The following is a 2,975-nucleotide window of genomic DNA, read 5'->3' as shown; positions in this document are numbered from 1 at the left end:
ATTTAGTATTGTATAGAAAATATCGTCCGAAATTATTTTCGGAAATCACTGGGCAGGAGCACGTCGTCCAGACTCTGACGAACGCTTTGATTTCGGGCACGACCTCGCACGCTTATTTATTCTGCGGGCCGCGCGGTTCGGGCAAAACTACCATTGCCCGTCTTTTGGCCAAGTCCCTGAATTGCGAAGGCAGGAAGCCCGGAGAATTCGAGCCGTGCAATAAATGCTCTTCGTGTTTGGAAATCAACGAGGGCAGAAGCATTGATCTTACCGAAATTGACGCAGCTTCCAACAGGGGGGTGGATGAAATCAGGGAATTGAGGGACGGCATTAAGTTCCGCCCGGTCAAATCCAAATACAAGGTTTTTATCATCGACGAATCACACCAGCTCACCAAGGAAGCGGCCAACGCCTTATTAAAAACCCTGGAAGAGCCGCCTTCGCACGCCGTGTTTATCCTGGCTACCACCGAGATCCATAAAATGATCCCGACGATCATTTCACGCTGCCAGAGATTTGATTTCAGGAAACTGACTTTGCCCGAAATCATCGCAAGGCTGGAAATGGTGGCAAAAAAAGAGGGAGTCCATATTGAGAAGCCGGCTTTGGAGCTTATCGCGTTGAATTCGGGAGGGGCTGTCAGGGATGCCGAAGGGCTGCTTGACCAGGCTCTGACGTTTTCGGGCACCTTGGGGCGCACCGGGATCATCAAGGCTGAAGATTTAAAGGAGCTTCTGGGCATGGTGGATGTGAAAATCGTGAGTGACTTTGTCGGGTTCCTTTGCGAAAAAAAGGCCGGGGAAGCCATCGGCTTTCTGAATGAAATCATGGAAAAAGGCAAGGATGTGCAGGAGTTCGCCAAGGCCGTCATCAATTATCTGCGCCAGGGCCTGATTCTGAAGATCGGAGTGGAGCCCTCAAATCCCATTATTATCGGTTTGACTGGCGAAGAGCAGTTAAAGCTCCAGTCCCAGGTTGCGATTTTTCCGGAAGCGGACTTAAGAAACGCCCTGAAGCTTTTTATGGAAGCGGAAAACAAGATGAAGTATTCTTCAATCCCGCAGCTACCTTTGGAGCTTGCTGTCATTGAGGCCTTGAAATTAGGCGAAAAATAAGGTATTTATAAGGCACATTGCGAGGTCGTCTAATGGTAGGACAGTGGCCTTTGAAGCCGCTTATCTTGGTTCGAATCCAAGCCTCGCAGCATCAGTCCACGCAGTATCGTGGCCGTCCGAGACGGGTCATTTGAACCTATTTTCACGACGGCTCTCGGACGGCTCCGGGGGTGTCCAAGAGCCGTACCCGTCTAGGATATAGAACTTTATTCGGGATCGAGAAGTTCCAAGGAATCGCCATTTCGGCGTTTTTTTTGTTTACTTGAAGTTTTTATAGAACAGACCTATGCTAAGAGTATGAAGCAATATAAATCCATTGAGGTATCGGAAAAACAGCTCGAAGATCTGGTAAGACAGGGGGCAAGTTTAATTGAAGAGGGAGTTCGATATGTTGATCATCAGAGAAGCACAGAAAGGGGACCACTCGATGTTTTAATGGTGGATAGCGGTAATGCGCTGGTTGTCGCCGAACTAAAAGTTGTTGAGGACGATACAATGCTGGTTCAGGGTATGGATTATTACGATTATATTTCAAAAAATATCGAGGGCATCTCAAGGGTGTATAAAGATTACCACATTGACCCCGGCCAGACCGCTCGGCTTTTCCTTATCGCACCCAGCTTCTCTATTTCTCTTATTAATCGGTGCAAGTGGATAGATATTCCAATTTCTCTATTCGCTTACAAGTGCATTACATTCGAAGATTCGAAAGAAATAACCGTCGTTTTCTCCGAGGTAAGCATCCCATCAACTCCCGAAACAGTGGAAGCATACGACCTTAAAGACAGACTTGAATACATCACCAGCTTAGACATGAGAAAGATTGCCAATGATTTGATTGAGGAGATTAGGGGTTGGGATGCCGCAAACATCACTATTGAGCCTACGAAATATGATATGTCGGCTAAAGTTTCTGGCCGAGTATTCGCCTATATCTCCCCTCGCAGAAAATTCTTCTGGGTTTATACGTATGATAATGAGAAAAAATGGGCGAGCTTTTTAATCAATCAAAAAGAAGATTTAGAAGCCGTTAAGGTTTTGCTGAAAAACAATATTGATAGGTTGCGATAGTTTGCTTTTCAATAAAAAGTAGTCAGCTCGTAATAAGAGGGATTGAAAATATACAATTGAGGCGTATACTGAAAGTGACGAAGAATTTTCGTTAAAACTCGATATTCTAATCAAAAAATATGAATAAAATACAAATAAAAAAAGGTGATCTCGAGATTCTCATTGAGGGTGACGCAAGGTTTATTGAAAAACATCTCGCCGTTCTTAAAAAAGAATTTTTGAACGATTCGGTAATTGCCCCTAAAAAGTTGGCGCCAGAAAAGGATCTTACGGGCAAGGTATCTCCTACGGGTGGCGGAGATCTTTTAGCTTTGTACCAAGAAAAAAAGCCATCAACTCATTATGATAAAATTGCCCTTTTCGGTTATTATCTTAACGAAAATTTAGATAAAAAAACTTTTACCGTTGAAGATTTAAAAAATTGTTATTTGGAACTAAGAAAGATAACAAAAATACCAGCTAATTTAGAGGTTACCATAGCAGATACGATTAAATATACTCACTATATAAAACGCTCTGGAAGACAAAATATAGAGTTAACATCAGTTGGCATGAATTATGTCCTCCATCAACTCCCAACCGCAACAAAATGAACTTAGGGAACGGCTGAATAAATTTCTCGGGGAGTTGCCTATACCAATCGAGGATTTGTCAGACAACTACGCTAGAATTTCCTATTTCATTTATTTTCTCACTATTAAAGAGGGTGAGGGTGTCGCGCTAAGAAGCGCGCTTTTGAATTTATTCGGCATAGCTGATATAGGAAAACCTAGTAACATTGATAGAGAT

Annotated in this window: 4 protein-coding genes and 1 tRNA gene; all 5 read left to right on the top strand. The window is 43.4% G+C overall.

All coding sequences use genetic code 11. From position 1 onward, the window contains the following. Positions 1-1,115 (top strand): DNA polymerase III subunit gamma/tau (dnaX, locus tag PHE24_07130; GenBank protein MDD4902868.1); only part of this gene is annotated, 1,115 nt, incomplete at its 5' end. A gap of 18 nt (positions 1,116-1,133) precedes the next feature. Then, positions 1,134-1,204, top strand: a tRNA-Gln gene (locus tag PHE24_07125). A gap of 208 nt (positions 1,205-1,412) precedes the next feature. Then, positions 1,413-2,186: an endonuclease NucS gene (locus PHE24_07120; protein MDD4902867.1), complete on the top strand. Its 774-nt coding sequence runs from the start codon at positions 1,413-1,415 to the stop codon at positions 2,184-2,186. Positions 2,187-2,305: 119 nt separating this feature from the next. Further along, positions 2,306-2,779, top strand: coding sequence for a hypothetical protein (locus PHE24_07115; GenBank protein ID MDD4902866.1), 474 nt, complete (start codon positions 2,306-2,308; stop codon positions 2,777-2,779). Next, a partial coding sequence (locus PHE24_07110) for a hypothetical protein (GenBank protein ID MDD4902865.1) occupies positions 2,745-2,975 on the top strand: 231 nt, incomplete at its 3' end. The genes PHE24_07115 and PHE24_07110, both read left to right, overlap by 35 nt.

The sequence above is a fragment of the Patescibacteria group bacterium genome, from assembly GCA_028707065.1.
Taxonomy (GTDB): Bacteria; Patescibacteriota; Patescibacteriia; order Patescibacteriales; family WJLG01; genus JAQTUZ01.
This window is presented reverse-complemented; position numbering and strand designations above follow the sequence as displayed.

Bases quoted from the DNA above. Each gene is read 5' to 3' on its own strand.
- PHE24_07120 (MDD4902867.1), top strand. From the start codon at position 1,413: ATGAAGCAATATAAATCCATTGAGGTATCGGAAAAACAGCTCGAAGAT.
- PHE24_07115 (MDD4902866.1), top strand. From the start codon at position 2,306: ATGAATAAAATACAAATAAAAAAAGGTGATCTCGAGATTCTCATTGAG.